Here is a 12,964-nt window from a genome sequence, read left to right as displayed (position 1 = left end):
GATCATGGAGGCTGACGCCCTCGCCGTGCCGGGGGCCGGAAATTCCGGTCATCCGACAGGCGCACCGCTCGGAAACGAGCCGGTCGGCGATCTCGGCCTCGCGGGCGACCACGCCGCCATCTGGTCGTACGACTTCGAAGCCGAGACGCTGTCCTGGCTGCCCGGACTGGAGAACCTGCTGGGTGGAGCCGGTCTCACCGAGGCCGTGATCGAAGCACGGCTCGCCGATCTGGTCGCCCCGCTGACGTCGGGCACCCGCACTTCCCCGCCTTGGCGCGAGTTCGAACTCGAACAGTCGATCCGGAATCCGGCGGGCGAGATCCGCTGGATCCGCCTGCGTGCCCGCACCATCGGTGACGGCACCCTCTCCTCGGGACTGCTCGGGATCGCCACCGACGTGACCGACGTCCGCGAGAATCGGCAAGCCCTCGAAGATCTCACCGACCGTTACCGGCTCTTGGTGGAGCTGAGCCCCGACGCGGTCTGCGTCCACGAAGCCGGCGTCGTCACCTACGTGAACCGGGCCGCCGTCACCGCGCTCGGAGCGTCCTCGACCGCCGAACTGATCGGACGGCCGATCATGGACCTCGTCGCCGACGAATCGCTCCCGGCCCTGCTGGACAGGATCGCGTCGCTGCACCGCCAGGGCGCGTCGACCGACCCCACCGACGCCGTCATGCTCCGTCTCGACGGCACGAAGTACCTGGTCCAGAGCATTTCGGTGCGGACGACCTGGGAGGGCAGGCCCGCGTTCCAGGTCATCATGCGCGACATCAGCGCGCAGAAGGCCGCCGAAGCGACGCTGCGCTACCAGGCCGCGCTGATCAGCCATGTCAGCGACGCGATCATCGCGACCAGCGGCACCGGCATGGTGACCAGCTGGAACCCCGCCGCGGAGAACGTCTACGGCTGGACGGCGGGCGAGGCGATCGGCGGCACGGTGAGCGACCTCGTCGGCGCGCCGCTCGACCCGGAAGCGGTCCTGCGCAAGGGCGGTGTCCTGCAGACGACCCACCGCCACCGCAACGGCTCGACCCTGGCCATCCGCATCTCGGCCGCGGAGATGAACGACGGTTTCGTGCTGGTCTGCGCCGACGAAACGGCCCGGCGGCGCGCCGAGCGGCGCTACAGCACCGTGGTCGCCTCGCTCGACGAAGGCGTGGTCGTGATCGGCCCCGGCGGCCTCATCGAATCGGCGAACCCCGCGGCGTGCCGGATCTTCGGCGTCGACCACGACGACCTCATCGGCATCCCGTGCGTGACGCTGGAGCTGTACGACGACCAGGGCCGCCTCCCGCCCGCGCGGATGCCGTCGGTGGTGACCCGGCGCACCCGGGTCACACAGACCGGGCTCGTGCTGCGGCTGCGGCGGCCCGACGGCGGCGACGTCTGGATCTCGCTGACCTCGCGGCTGCTGACCCCGGAAGACCCGTCGGCCATGGCGGTGGTCACCTCGTTCACCGACATCACCGAACGCCGCGCCATCGGCGAGCGGCTCGCCCACGAGGCGACGCACGACCCGCTCACCGAACTCGCGAACCGGACGCTGGTGCTCGACAGCCTCGCCGAGGCGCTGTCCGGCTCCGGCCGCGCCGAGCTGACCACGCTGCTGTTCATCGACCTCGACAAGTTCAAGGTGATCAACGATTCCCTCGGGCATTCCGTCGGCGACAAGGTGCTCCGCATCGCGGGCGAACGGCTGCGCCGGGGGATCGGCGAGAACGACCTCGTCGGCAGGCTCGGCGGCGACGAATTCGTCGTCGTCACCGCGGAGATCACCGAACCGGACGAGATCAAGGCGCTGGCCGGGCAGCTGCGCGAGGCGCTGACCGAACCGATCACGGTCAACGGCAGACAGCTGCACATCGACGCCAGCATCGGCATCGTCACCGCGGCCAACGACGACACCCGGACCGCCGAAGACCTGCTGCGGGACGCGGATGTCGCGATGTACCAGGCGAAAACGCTCGGCCGCGCGCGTTACGAGTTCTTCGACGTCGAGCTGCGCGAGCGGATGCAGCGGCGGCTCCGCATGGAGCAGGACCTGCGCGACGCACTGCAGAACGAGGAACTCTGGACGGCGTACCAGCCTGTCGTGGACATCGAATCCGGCGAGATGGTCGCGGTGGAGGCGTTGCTGCGCTGGAAACATCCGGCGCACGGCACGATCTCGCCCGCCGAGTTCATCCCGCTGGCCGAGGAAAGCGACCTGATCAACCTGATCGGCAAGTACGTCCTCCGCACGACCACGCGCGAGATCGCCAAACGGCGCGAACAGCTCGGCATCGACCTGAACCTCAAGGTCAACCTGTCGGCCCGGCAGCTGGACGACCCGCATCTGGTACCCACCGTGCAGGACGCGATGAAGACGACCGGGCTGCCGCCGCACGCGCTGACCCTGGAGGTCACCGAGAGCGCGCTGATGCGGGACCAGGCCGCGGCCGCCGAAGTCCTGACGTCGTTGCGCGATCTCGGTGTCTCGCTGGCGATCGACGACTTCGGCACCGGTTATTCGTCGCTCGCGCAGCTGCAACGGCTCCCGCTGGACACGCTCAAGATCGACCGCACCTTCGTCACCGGCATCGCGGAATCACGCGACGCGGCCGCGATCGTCAAGAGCATCATCGCGATGGCGCACGCCGTCGACCTGATCGTCGTCGCCGAAGGTGTCGAAGACGAAGAGCAGCTCACCGTCCTGCGTGAGCTGAACTGTGACCAGGCACAGGGCTTCCACCTGGGCCGCCCCGTGCCCCCTGACGAACTTTTCGGAGCCGCTGAATGAGTGTCGAGATCACTTCCGGGACAGACCGCTACGACATCGCCGTGGACGGGAAACCCGCCGGGTTCCTGGAAACCCGCACGCGTCCGGACGCGATCCTGTTCCTGCACACCGAGATCTCCGACGACTTCGCGGGCCAGGGCCTGGCGGGCAAGCTCGTGTCCGCCGCGCTCGACGACGTCCGGTCGCAGGGCAGGTCCGTCCTGCCCTACTGCCCGTACGTGCGCTCGTACATCGCGAAGCACCGCGAGTACGAGGACCTCGTCCCCGAGGACAAGCGCGCCGAGTTCGAACTCTGAGCCCTCAGCCCGGGTAGATCTTCAGTAGCTTCGTGAGTTCGTCCTCGGTGAGGACGACGTCCAGCTCGCGCAGGGTCGCGTCGAGCCGCTCGGGCGGGATCGTGGTGGTCTCCTTCGTCCCGTCCGGACGTTCGACGATGAACTCGGTGCCGACCAGCTTGCGGCTGAGCCCTTCCTCCAGCCGCATGATCACCAGCTGCCCGGTGAACGGCGAGCGCGGATGCGTCGACGTGTAGTGGTGGTAGACCTCGTAGTCGATCCGGTGCATCGGCGTGAGCGTGAAGGCGTGCAGGTCGGTCCAGTCGTCGCCCTCCAGCTTCTGCAAACGCCACCAGTCGCCGTCCGCGACGAGCCGGTGCGGCCAGCCCGCCTGGTCCACCACGGCGCCGTCGACCAGCGGCATCGGCACCAGCATCCCGGCGCCGAACCCGACGTCCACCAGGTGCTGGACTCCGTCGGCCTCGATGGTGAGCGTCATATGCGTGTACGGGCCGTTCTTCTGCGGCTGCACCCGCGCGACGAGGCGGCTGACGGGGTAGCCGAGCTGCTCGGCGGCCGCGGCGAAGAGGCTTCCGTGCTCGTAGCAGTAGCCGCCGCGATGGCGGTGGACGAGCTTGCCGATCACGTCGTCGAGGGAGATCCCCTTGTGCTGTCCCAACACGACGTCGACGTTCTCGAACGGAACGGCCAGGATGTGGGCCTTCGCCAGCTCACGCAGCGCGGCGGCGGACGGCTTCGCCCGGTCCTGGCCGATCCGGCCGAGGTACGCGTCGAGGTCGAGGGTGTCGACAGTCCATTCGTCGACCTGCTCAGGTGCGAGTGTCATGCCCCGAGCCTGACACCTCCACCTGACTGGAGGTCAAGATCAGCGGCCTGTTTCCTGGGTGATGGACCGCGCGGCCACCGTCCCGTCGTCACCGGTCTGTCCCTGGACGACGACCGTCGAGCCCGGTTTGAGGTCGGTGAGCTTGCCCGCCTGTGTCACACCGACGGTCGTGTCGTCCGTTGTGGACACCGTGATCTCGCCGCCCTGCGCGTTCTTGACGTACACCTTGGTCCCGTCGACGCGGTCGATCGTGCCCGTGGTGCCGCGCCCGGCCGCGCCGCGGGTGCCGCCCTGTCCCTGGGCGCCCGGCTGTCCTTGGCCGCCCGGCGCCGCGGCCTGGCGGGCGGGCGCCGGGGTCGAGGCCGAGCCGAACGCGGCATGCGTCCAGGCACCGAGGGCGAACACGGCCGCCAGCGCGACCAGACCGGCCAGCACCCGCGTGGTCCGGGAGAACGACCGCGCGGCGCGGCGCATCTCGCCGTGGAGATCACCGGTCACCGCCGGACCGGCGACGATCTCCTCCGCGGTCGGTTCAGTAGACGGCATCGAGACTCCTATTCGTGACGCAAGGCGTCGATCGGCCGCAGCTTCGCGGCCCGGTTCGCTGGGAAGACCCCGAAGAACAGCCCGATCAGGGCGGAAACCGCGAAGGCGAGGAAGATCGAGGACGGCACCACGACCGGCTGAATCCCGGAGATCGTGAACCGGCTGCCGATCAGCCCGATCGCGACGCCGAGCAGCCCGCCGAACAGGCTGAGCATGGTCGCTTCGGCGAGGAACTGGCCCAGGATGGCCGAACGCGGTGCCCCGACGGCCTTGCGGATGCCGATCTCGCGGATCCGCTCGGTCACCGTCACCAGCATGATGTTGGTGACGCCGATCCCGCCGACCAGCAGCGAGATCGCCGCGACGGCGGCGAGCAGCACGGTGAACGTCTCGGTGGCCGAAGTGCGGGTCGCGAGCAGTTGTTCGGAGTTCTGGATCTGGTAGTCGGCGGTGCCGCCGGCGCGGATGCCGTGCCGCGCGTCGAGGATCGCGGTGATTTCGGCCTGGGCGAGGGAAACCGAATCCGCGCCTGTCGCCTGAACGGCGATCTGGCTCAGGCTTCCGTAGCCCGCCAAGGAGTTCTGCACCGCCGAGATCGGCGCGATCGCGACGTCGTCGGCGTTCTGCGGCCCGGTGCTCCCCTGGGCCTTCAGCACTCCCGCGACGGTGAACTGGATGCCGTTGAGCAGTACGTTCCCGCCGACCGGCTCGGCCGTGCCGAAGATCGACTGGGCCGTCGTCGCGCCGAGGACGACGACCTTCCGCGCGGCTGTGACGTCCTCGGCGGTGAACAGCGCGCCGTCGGCGATCTCCTTGTTGGTCGTGGTGAAGTAGGCGGGTTCGGTGCCCACGACGCTCGGGATGTCGTACGACGTCTGGCCGCGGGTCGCGGTGGCCGTCGTGGTCACCACGGGGGACGCCGCCTTGACGTCCGGCGCGCCGATCGGGTCGACGAGCGCGTGCGCGTCCTGCACCGTCAGCGGGCGCGCCGTCGCGCTCTGGCCGCCGCCGCGCGCCGGGGAGACGTTGACGACGTTGGTGCCGAGCCCCTGGATGCTCGCCGCGATGGCGGCGGAGGCGCCGTTCCCCACCGCCACGAGCAAGATCACCGCCGCGACGCCGATGGTGATGCCGAGCGTGGTGAGCGCCGACCGCAGCTTGTTCGCGGTGAGCCCGCGGATCGCGAACCGCAGGATCTCCAGGAAGTTCACGACGCCACTCCCACTGCGCGGGCAGGCTCGTCGGAGACGATCAGCCCGTCCTCGACGCGGACCACCCGGCGGGCATGCGCGGCGACCTCGTCCTCGTGCGTGATCACCACGATGGTGCGACCGAGCCGGTTCAGCCTGTCGAAGACGCCGAGGACGTCCGCGGTGCTGCGCCTGTCGAGGTTCCCGGTGGGCTCGTCGGCCAGCAGCATCGCGGGCCCGGTGACCAGCGCCCGCGCCACGGCCACGCGCTGGATCTGCCCGCCGGACAGCTCGCTCGGCAGATGCTTGGCCCGGTCGGAAAGGCCGACCATCTCCAGCGCGGCGAGCGCGCGTTCGCGCCGCACCGACCGCCGAAGTCCACCGTAGACAAGTGGAAGCTCCACATTGGACACTGCAGAGGTTCGGGGAACCAGGTTGAAGGACTGGAACACGAAACCGATCTTGCGGTTGCGCAGCAACGCCAGCTGACGCTCGTTGAGCTCGCCGACGCCGAATCCGTCGAGCAGGTACTCCCCCGAGGTCGGCACGTCCAGGCAGCCCAGCATGTTCAGCAGCGTCGACTTGCCCGAACCGGACGCGCCCATGATCGCGACGTACTCGCCGGGCAGGATGGCGAGATCGACCCCGCGCAACGCGTGCACGGCGGTCTCCCCTTCCCCATAAGTCTTGCGCAGCCCGGAGACCGCGATCACCGGGTTCATCCCCGACCGCCTCCGGTGCCGGTGCCGCGCTGGCCACCGCCGGGGAAACCGCCGGTCCCATCGCCGGGGAAGCCTCCCGTTCCCCCCGTCCGCCCGGTGCCGGTGGCCGCTGCCGCGGTCAGCACGACGTTCTCCCCCTCGGTCAGCCCCGAGGTGATCTGCACCGTCGACTCGCCGCGGATCCCGACCTGCACCTGGCGCTGGACGCTCTGGCCGTTCTCCTGCACGGTGACGGTGTTCGTGCCGCCGGTGGTCCGCACCGCGGCGGCGGGGACGCTCAGCGCGTTCCGCGCCTCGGCGACGGTGACCACGACGCTCGCGGATTGGCCGGGCCGCAGGCCTTCCGGCGCGCCGGTCAACGCCAGCTTCGTGCGGTAGGAGACGACGCTGCCGCTCGTGGTCGGCGTCAGGTCGACGCTGGAGACGGTCGCCTGGACCGGCTTGTCCGGCGACGAGTTCAGCGTCACCGTCGCCTTCTGGCCCGCTTTGACCTTGCTGACGTCAATTTCGGCGATCGAGGTGTCGACGACCAGGTCGGCCATGTTCGTGATGGTGACGAACCCGCTGCCGCCACTGGACGAAGACGACGTCGCGGCGTTGGAGTTCCCCTGGTTCCCGCTCGATGTGGACGGCTGGGAACTGCCGGAAGAGCCGCTGGAGGACTGCTGTCCGACGGTGCCGCTGATCGCCGTGACCGTCCCCGCGCCGGGTGCGTGGAGCGTGGTGTTGTCGAGCGCGGTCCGCGCGTTCTGGACGTCGAGCTCGGCCTGGTCCACCTTGGCCTGAGCCGAAGCGACGCTGTTCTGGGCGCTTGGGGAGTTCTGGCCGGTGGCGGGGGTGGCCTCCGCCGTCTCGGCGGTGTCGAGGTTGTCCCCCGCGACCACGAGGTTCGCCTTCGCGACCTGAAGCTCCTTCGCGGCCTGAGCACTGTCAATGGTCGCGAGTTTCTGGCCCACCGACACGACGTCGCCGACCTTCACGTCGATCGACGCGACCTTGCCGGCCGTGGCGAAGTTCGCGGTGCCGGTGTAGCCGCTGGCGAGCGTCCCGGCGGCGGAGACGGTCTCGGTGACCGTGGCCCGGCGGACCGGCGTACTGCGGGTCTGGGCCTGCGCGGTGTTCTGTTCGGGACTGAATGCCTGATATATCCCGAAACCTGCTCCGGCCAGGAGCACGACCAGGACACCGTTGAGCACCCAAGCCTTGAAGGGGCGAGCTCGCGTCATGCGGTGACCCTGCTGCCGTTGCTTGGCAATGACCTGTTGATTGCCTGTGAGCCCGCTGTGTATCCAGGGGCGCCCCTGTGATCCCAGCCTGGCCACCGCCACGAGGACCGCCTCGGCTTCGGTCGAGGCGGTCCTTTCACGGGGAAGCCGCCCGGGGCCCCGGAGTGAGGCCCAGTTCGTCGCGTGCCGCGGCGACGAAAGCCGCCTCCGCCGCCCAGAACGCGTCGAAGAGTTCGTCCCCGCGATCCCCCGCCTCGTGGTCGGCACGCCAGGCGGCGATCTGCCGGACGGACCGGACGAGCTCGGGGGACGTCTCGACCGCTTTCGCGGTGTCGGCGACGAGACAGACCGCGACCATGCCTGCCTCGAGGTGTTCCTTGTACGGACGGCCCGCCTCGTCGAAGTAGGGCATCAGGTGCCCCCGCAGTCTCGGATGCGGCCGAGCCACGATCTTGGCGGTCGGTTCGAGGGCGAAGGCGATGTACTCCCGCGAAGCGGCCAGGAACTCTTGATAGATCGACAGGCGCTGATCGCGCCACTGCCGCTCGTGGTCGCGCCACCACAGCCGATCCTGATTGCGGTACGACAGCCAGCCGCCGAGGAAGACGCCGATCAGGGCGACTACCGGTGTGATCACGCTCACTGCGACGTTCACGGGCACGAGTCTTCCACTGGTTCCCGGCCGTGGGCATGAAAAAACCGCCTTGACCTGGGTCAAGACGGTTCAGGAAGCGGTGGCCAGGGCCGGGGTCGAACCGGCGACCTTCCGCTTTTCAGGCGGACGCTCGTACCAACTGAGCTACCTGGCCGGGAACGCCGGCCAGGAGCCGAACGATCTTGCGACCCTGACGGGACTCGAACCCGCGACCTTCGCCGTGACAGGGCGACGCGCTAACCAACTGCGCCACAGGGCCTTGCATACTGCTTTGTAACTGTACTGCGTACTCCCAACGGGATTCGAACCCGCGTTGCCGCCTTGAAAGGGCGGAGTCCTAGGCCGCTGGACGATGGGAGCCCGGTTCGGTTTCGGCGAACCGATCGACCCGCGCTCTCCGGTGTCCCCGGGAGCGAACATAACTATAGGACACGCCCTTTTCAGCTCCCGCACAGGGGGTCCTCTAGTTGTTCACAGGGCTGGGACCTGCGAGAACGCGGCGAGTTCAGGATATCAGGGCCGACACGTCCCGCAGGGCGGCGAGACGCCACTGAAGCTCTCCTTGCTCGTCGTCCGTAAGAGTGACGGCGAGGAGCTCGGCCACGCGCTGATCGGTCAGGTGCTCGGCGTACCGCCACCGCTCCCGCAGGTCACCCTTCGCCTCCGCCGTCGCGATCAGCTCGCCGGCCGCCTCCTCGGACCACGCGGTGCGCAGGAGGCGCCCTGGTCCGCCTTCCGGGTCCGCGACGACGGCCTCGGACACCGTCAGGCCCACGGCGCGAAGGGCCGCGAAGTGAACGCCGCCGCGGAACTCGCGGAAGACCATGAGCGCGAAAGCCAGCCGCTCGACATCGTCTTCCGGGCGATCGGCGAGTTGCCATCCGGCGAACAACGCGAGACCACTCGCGTCCGCGGCGTCCACGAGACGGAAGAGCAGATCCGCCAGACGGCCGGGATCGTCGGCACCCGAAAGGCTGACGTGCGCCCACTTCGCCGATGACCGCGCGTAGGCACGGACCGCGGAGGCCGCGTCGAGGGCCGCCATCGCGGGTGGCAAGGCGAACTCGAAGAGCCACGACGGGAAGATCCCGAACAGCTCCGCGACCACCTTCGGCGGCGGGTCGCCGAGCACCGCAGAACGCCCTCGCAGGTACAGCGTCCGCGGCGGCAGACCGACCTCCGCCTCGACCTCGGCGAGCTCCGGGGAGGTCATGAACTTCCCGCCCAGCACCTGCACCGCGCCTCGGATCTCCCGCGCCACCTCGACAGCCGCTTCGTCACCCATGTCGTCCGCACCTTCCCGCCAGTTGAATAATAACAGTGTTACACAACTGGCGGCCCCCTCGTCAAGGGCAAACGAAAGCCCGGCCGAGCGGCGAACACCGCACGACCGGGCTTTCGTGAACGAACTCAGCGCTGAACGGGCGCCTGCCCGTCCTCATCCAGCGTCAACCCCAGCATGTCCAGCAACTGGACACAGTCATCGACACCCAGCGCCCCATTGGCCACCGCCAGCCGGGCACGCCGCACCTGGTCGTCGGACACCCGCTGCTGGGCATCCCCCTGACCCGTGCGCTGCGCCGGCAGACCACCCGCCAACGTCGTCGAGCTTCCCCCATCGGCACCTTCGTACCGAAGGAGGAACTGTCGCACTTCCACAGACCCACCCATGGTTCCTCCAGACGGCCAACGAACAGCTTGGCCGCGAGGCTAGCCAGAGCCGGCCGCGACACACAGCCCCCCGGAGAGTGAAACTGTCGACACGCTCCGCACAACGCAGAGCAATCACGCGCACTCCGGCACCACATGAACCACAGGCGAACCACAGGTGGCGCGAGGACCGGAATTCTGCCCGCGCCCACTCGCCCTTCTCAGCAAACCGTGCAACAATCGATTTGCTGACACACCCCCGGTCAGCGCCTGTGGAGATCCCCTCCGACCCCCGCGTTCCTCCCCCTGGCGCGGGGGTCGCTCCGTGTTTTGGGAGGCCACCCCCCAAACCCCCAGGGTCCGGTCGGCGGCGGTTGGCGAGCCCGGGCCGGTGCGGTCGGGGAGTTAGCGACGCTGGCGCGAATGGTTGCGGTTGTCGCGGTTTGTGATCATGGGAAATCGGTTTCTTGTCGGGGTTGGGCCAAATGGGACAGAAAAGTGGGTGTGTCGTGGCTCACTGTGGTTGGTTTGCCGAGACCGAACCGTTATCGTGGCCCGGTGCCCCTTCCTTCCCTGAGCCGTCGTAACGGCAGCCGCACGAACTTGAAGCCGGTCAACCCGGGTCGTCACCGCAACTCCTCCTCCAAGGAGGCCGAAGCGGTCGTCGAAGACACGGAGCTCACCAGCTACCTTCGCGCCCTGGCCCCGGACAACGACCCGGAAAGCACCGGCACCGGCAAGCGCTTCGGCGAAGCCCAGGTGTTCCAGCTGCGAATGAACCTCATCGCCTGCGAACAGCTCAAGGACGCCGCCGCCGAGCGCAACCTGTCGCCGCAGGCGCTGGCGCAGGAATGGATCCTCGAGCGCCTCTCGTGGGAGTCGCAGGCCAACTCGGCCCAGCAGCGCCGCCACGAAGAAGCCCACACCGACGAATTCCGCTTCGACGCGGGCGCGTGGGAGCAGCAGCCCGTCCCCCGCTGACCCCGTCGCGCCCGGAACGGAACAGCACACCAAAAGAAGTTTTCGAAGCAGAGAAAAGCCCCCGACGAGAACGCCGGGGGCTTTTCTGTTCAGTCTGAGCAACGCCGAAGGGCGGACTCAGATCGCGCGGACCTTTTGGGCCTGCGGGCCCTTCTGGCCCTGACCGACTTCGAACTCCACTCGCTGATTCTCCTCGAGAGTGCGGAAACCGCGTCCCTCGATCTCCGAGTAGTGAACGAAGACGTCGCCCTCGCCGCCATCCTGCGCGATGAAGCCGAAGCCCTTCTCCGCGTTGAACCACTTCACAGTGCCTTGCGCCACCGCTTTACTCCTCGTTGCACATCCGCTTCGAGTGCCTCCGAAGCGACACCCAGACCGTCCCGGGCGGTTCCAACGAGTCGAGCAAAGAGCGCGTCACCGGCTCATGGCTCGCGTCAGAAGTTCCGCGAGTGTGAAGCCACGAACACGCAAAACGACGGCCTGATGGCAGCGTACCGGGATCTGGCCATATTTGAAGCCCGTGATCGGACTCTGGGCACCCCCAAGTACCAAGGTCACCGGAACGTCGTATACCGATCCGTCTTCTGTCGGACCCGCTCGCTACCCTGTCGCCGCACGCCGACCTCAGCTCATCGTCGGACACGGACCGAAGTCGGTCATGCCCCGATCGTGAACTATGATCCACCCGATTGTGACTCGCATCACTCCCGGACGGATCAACTTACCGGGCGGTCCGGACGTCATGGTCGGTGTACAGGGGAGCAAAGGGGAAGCTTTGAGGTTCACGGAAACCGCGCGCCGCCGGACGGCACTCGCGGCACTGGGGCTGGTGGCCGTTCTGACGCTGGGGGCGTGCAGCAGCGAGCCGACGGTGTCGGCCAGCGGGCCGGACGGCGGCGGCCAGATGAGCGGCGAGACCGGCGACAAGGCGGCCGCGCCCGCCAAACTGTCCTACGAGCCCGCCGCTGGCGCGCAGGACGTCGCGCCGGGCCAGCCCATCAAGGTCAGCGTCGCCGACGGCACGCTCGACCAGGTCGTACTGACCAATCCGGACGGCAAGCAGGTCGCGGGCCAGCCGTCCGAAGACAAGAAGAGCTGGGCCACCACCGAACAGCTCGGCTACGGCAAGGGCTACACGTGGTCCGGCAAGGCCACCGGCACCGACGGCAAGCCCGTCGAGATCGGCGGGGCCTTCACCACGGTCAAGCCGCGCAAGCAGGTCGGCGCGAACATCAACGTCTTCGACGGGCAGACCTACGGGATCGCCATGCCGATCACGCTGACGTTCCCGAGCAAGGTCACCGACAAGGCCTCGGTCGAGAAGGCGCTGTCGGTCGAGACCACGCCGAAGACCGAGGGGTCCTGGGCCTGGGTCCACGACGACACTTCGGTGCACTGGCGGCCGAAGGCCTACTGGCAGCCCGGCACCACGGTGAAGTTCAACGCCAAGATCTACGGCGTCAAGATCGGCGAAGGCGTGTACGGCAAGGAAGACCGCTCGGCGAGCTTCACGATCGGCCGTTCGCAGATCGTCAAGGGCAACACCCAGACCCACCGGCTCCTGGTGGTCCGTGACGGTCAGCAGATCGCGGACTACCCGGCCAGCTACGGCCTCGACGCCGACCCGGGCCGTGTCACGCCGAGCGGCACGCACGTGGTGATGTCCAAGCACGACACGTACTCGATGACCAACGAGCGCTACAACTACGAGAACATCGTCGTCCCGTCCGCGGTGCGGTTCTCCACCAACGGCGAGTTCATCCACGGGTACGGGCCGTCGATCTGGGCGCAGGGCAAGAAGAACATCTCGCACGGCTGCGTGAACCTGGCGCCGGCGAACGCCAAGGCGTACATGGACGGCGCCTTGGTCGGGGACCCCGTCGAGATCGAGGGCAGCACCCAGAAGATCAACCGGGCGCGCGACTACAGCGACTGGACCTACGACTGGGCCGAGTGGTCCAAGCTTTCCGCTCTCGCGAGCTGAAGTACTTCCATGGAACCGGGCGGCCGGAGACCCCTGTGGTCTCCGGCCGTTCGTGCTTGGTTGCCGTGCGCTGACTGGAACCTTCCGCGGGGCGCGGCACCGCGAT

The 12,964-nt window shown here is 68.4% G+C and carries 13 protein-coding genes and 3 tRNA genes; 4 read left to right on the top strand and 12 right to left on the bottom strand.

What is annotated here, in order from left to right; translation table 11 throughout:
* Nucleotides 1-4: 4 nt before the first annotated feature.
* Both ACFOSH_RS09405 and ACFOSH_RS09400 read left to right on the top strand, forming a co-directional pair.
* Complete coding sequence (locus ACFOSH_RS09405) at nucleotides 5-2,782, top strand: sensor domain-containing protein (RefSeq protein WP_378238344.1); 2,778 nt, start codon at nucleotides 5-7, stop codon at nucleotides 2,780-2,782.
* On the top strand, nucleotides 2,779-3,078 hold the full coding sequence (locus ACFOSH_RS09400; protein WP_378238343.1) for a GNAT family N-acetyltransferase: 300 nt from the start codon (nucleotides 2,779-2,781) through the stop codon (nucleotides 3,076-3,078). The genes ACFOSH_RS09405 and ACFOSH_RS09400 overlap by 4 nt, the downstream gene beginning before the upstream one ends.
* A gap of 4 nt (nucleotides 3,079-3,082) precedes the next feature.
* On the opposite strand, the gene ACFOSH_RS09395 is transcribed toward ACFOSH_RS09400, so the two are convergent.
* The 11 genes from ACFOSH_RS09395 to ACFOSH_RS09345 form a co-directional block, all read right to left on the bottom strand.
* Nucleotides 3,083-3,904: an arylamine N-acetyltransferase family protein gene (locus ACFOSH_RS09395; RefSeq protein ID WP_378238342.1), complete on the bottom strand. Its 822-nt coding sequence runs from the start codon at nucleotides 3,902-3,904 to the stop codon at nucleotides 3,083-3,085.
* Between the two features lie 39 nt (nucleotides 3,905-3,943).
* Nucleotides 3,944-4,450 (bottom strand): hypothetical protein, encoded by a 507-nt coding sequence (locus ACFOSH_RS09390; protein ID WP_378238341.1) that lies wholly within the window; start codon nucleotides 4,448-4,450, stop codon nucleotides 3,944-3,946.
* A gap of 8 nt (nucleotides 4,451-4,458) precedes the next feature.
* Entirely contained in the window at nucleotides 4,459-5,661 is a 1,203-nt protein-coding gene (locus ACFOSH_RS09385; RefSeq protein ID WP_378238339.1) for an ABC transporter permease, read from the bottom strand.
* Nucleotides 5,658-6,362, bottom strand: coding sequence for an ABC transporter ATP-binding protein (locus tag ACFOSH_RS09380; protein WP_378238338.1), 705 nt, complete (start codon nucleotides 6,360-6,362; stop codon nucleotides 5,658-5,660). Before ACFOSH_RS09380 ends, ACFOSH_RS09385 begins: the two co-directional genes overlap by 4 nt.
* Entirely contained in the window at nucleotides 6,359-7,588 is a 1,230-nt protein-coding gene (locus ACFOSH_RS09375; RefSeq protein WP_378238337.1) for an efflux RND transporter periplasmic adaptor subunit, read from the bottom strand. The genes ACFOSH_RS09380 and ACFOSH_RS09375 overlap by 4 nt, the downstream gene beginning before the upstream one ends.
* Before the next feature lie 136 nt (nucleotides 7,589-7,724).
* Complete coding sequence (locus ACFOSH_RS09370) at nucleotides 7,725-8,243, bottom strand: hypothetical protein (RefSeq protein WP_378238336.1); 519 nt, start codon at nucleotides 8,241-8,243, stop codon at nucleotides 7,725-7,727.
* A gap of 80 nt (nucleotides 8,244-8,323) precedes the next feature.
* Nucleotides 8,324-8,397: transfer RNA gene (locus ACFOSH_RS09365), tRNA-Phe, on the bottom strand.
* A gap of 31 nt (nucleotides 8,398-8,428) precedes the next feature.
* Nucleotides 8,429-8,502: transfer RNA gene (locus ACFOSH_RS09360), tRNA-Asp, on the bottom strand.
* Between the two features lie 28 nt (nucleotides 8,503-8,530).
* Nucleotides 8,531-8,603: transfer RNA gene (locus ACFOSH_RS09355), tRNA-Glu, on the bottom strand.
* Between the two features lie 145 nt (nucleotides 8,604-8,748).
* Entirely contained in the window at nucleotides 8,749-9,528 is a 780-nt protein-coding gene (locus ACFOSH_RS09350) for an SCO6745 family protein (RefSeq protein WP_378238335.1), read from the bottom strand.
* A gap of 125 nt (nucleotides 9,529-9,653) precedes the next feature.
* Nucleotides 9,654-9,914 (bottom strand): hypothetical protein, encoded by a 261-nt coding sequence (locus ACFOSH_RS09345; RefSeq protein ID WP_378238334.1) that lies wholly within the window; start codon nucleotides 9,912-9,914, stop codon nucleotides 9,654-9,656.
* A 537-nt stretch (nucleotides 9,915-10,451) separates the two neighbouring features.
* Here ACFOSH_RS09345 and ACFOSH_RS09340 point away from each other — a divergent pair.
* Nucleotides 10,452-10,874 (top strand): hypothetical protein, encoded by a 423-nt coding sequence (locus ACFOSH_RS09340; protein ID WP_378238333.1) that lies wholly within the window; start codon nucleotides 10,452-10,454, stop codon nucleotides 10,872-10,874.
* A gap of 117 nt (nucleotides 10,875-10,991) precedes the next feature.
* On the opposite strand, the gene ACFOSH_RS09335 is transcribed toward ACFOSH_RS09340, so the two are convergent.
* Complete coding sequence (locus tag ACFOSH_RS09335; protein WP_003097368.1) at nucleotides 10,992-11,195, bottom strand: cold-shock protein; 204 nt, start codon at nucleotides 11,193-11,195, stop codon at nucleotides 10,992-10,994.
* A 421-nt stretch (nucleotides 11,196-11,616) separates the two neighbouring features.
* On the opposite strand from ACFOSH_RS09335, the gene ACFOSH_RS09330 reads away from it, so the two are divergent.
* Entirely contained in the window at nucleotides 11,617-12,858 is a 1,242-nt protein-coding gene (locus tag ACFOSH_RS09330; protein WP_378238332.1) for a L,D-transpeptidase, read from the top strand.
* Nucleotides 12,859-12,964 lie beyond the last annotated feature (106 nt).

Origin of the sequence: Amycolatopsis speibonae (assembly GCF_042647925.1) — a bacterium.
Taxonomy (GTDB): domain Bacteria; phylum Actinomycetota; class Actinomycetes; order Mycobacteriales; family Pseudonocardiaceae; genus Amycolatopsis; species Amycolatopsis speibonae.
Note: the sequence above shows the minus strand (reverse complement) of the source record. Positions and strands in the feature narration are given on the sequence as shown.

Coding starts and splice junctions, on each gene's coding strand:
- ACFOSH_RS09405 (WP_378238344.1), top strand. CDS start 5: ATGGAGGCTGACGCCCTCGCCGTGCCGGGGGCCGGAAATTCCGGTCAT.
- ACFOSH_RS09400 (WP_378238343.1), top strand. CDS start 2,779: ATGAGTGTCGAGATCACTTCCGGGACAGACCGCTACGACATCGCCGTG.
- ACFOSH_RS09395 (WP_378238342.1), bottom strand. CDS start 3,904: ATGACACTCGCACCTGAGCAGGTCGACGAATGGACTGTCGACACCCTC.
- ACFOSH_RS09390 (WP_378238341.1), bottom strand. CDS start 4,450: ATGCCGTCTACTGAACCGACCGCGGAGGAGATCGTCGCCGGTCCGGCG.
- ACFOSH_RS09380 (WP_378238338.1), bottom strand. CDS start 6,362: ATGAACCCGGTGATCGCGGTCTCCGGGCTGCGCAAGACTTATGGGGAA.
- ACFOSH_RS09375 (WP_378238337.1), bottom strand. CDS start 7,588: ATGACGCGAGCTCGCCCCTTCAAGGCTTGGGTGCTCAACGGTGTCCTG.
- ACFOSH_RS09350 (WP_378238335.1), bottom strand. CDS start 9,528: ATGGGTGACGAAGCGGCTGTCGAGGTGGCGCGGGAGATCCGAGGCGCG.
- ACFOSH_RS09345 (WP_378238334.1), bottom strand. CDS start 9,914: ATGGGTGGGTCTGTGGAAGTGCGACAGTTCCTCCTTCGGTACGAAGGT.
- ACFOSH_RS09330 (WP_378238332.1), top strand. CDS start 11,617: ATGGTCGGTGTACAGGGGAGCAAAGGGGAAGCTTTGAGGTTCACGGAA.